The organism is Planktothrix tepida PCC 9214, from assembly GCF_900009145.1.
GTDB classification, from domain to species: Bacteria; Cyanobacteriota; Cyanobacteriia; order Cyanobacteriales; family Microcoleaceae; genus Planktothrix; species Planktothrix tepida.
The window spans coordinates 1-607 of record NZ_LN889883.1; the positions used below are offsets into that span (position 1 = coordinate 1).

The following is a 607-nucleotide window of genomic DNA, read 5'->3' on the forward strand; positions in this document are numbered from 1 at the left end:
TTTGAGTTAGTAGTAGATAGCTATGAACAGCCCAGGGAAAGACCAACAGACAATGAAGAGCAGAAAAAATATTACTCAGGAAAGAAAAAGACACATACCTTTAAAAATCAAGTCATTGTCATGCCAAATGGAAAAGAAATAGTGGATGTAGCTGTGGGTTATACCGGAGCAACAAGTGATCTGAAATTGTGGAGAGAAAGAAGCCAGGAATTGGGGAATAATCAAAAATACAGAGGGGATAAAGCTTATGTAGGAGAAACAGCAATTAATACACCGTATAAGAAACCGAGGAATCAAGAGATGTCGGCGGAAAAGCGAGAAGAAAATCGGTTAAAAGCCCAACAAAGGATTGTAGTTGAACATTTAATAAGACTGATAAAAATTTATCGAGTTGCTTCAGAAAGATTTCGGTTAAAGAGGCAAAATTATGAAGCAGTAATCTTGACAGTATGTGGATTAATAAGATGGCGAATAGGAGCGATTGTATTACCATCTAAGAATTGCCCAGAATTCTTTTGAGAAATAATTGTATATCAGAGATAAAATTCATTAGTTATTATTAATGTGACTGAAAAAGCCTATGAATCCGTTACTTTTGGAGAAGCCG

1 protein-coding gene is annotated in these 607 nt (G+C 35.6%); it reads left to right on the plus strand.

Annotation, left to right across the window (positions count from 1 at the left end):
* Positions 1–519: HARBI1 family protein (locus PL9214_RS29605; RefSeq protein ID WP_139295226.1), on the plus strand; the 519-nt coding region annotated here is incomplete at its 5' end.
* Between the last annotated feature and the right edge of the window lie 88 nt (positions 520–607).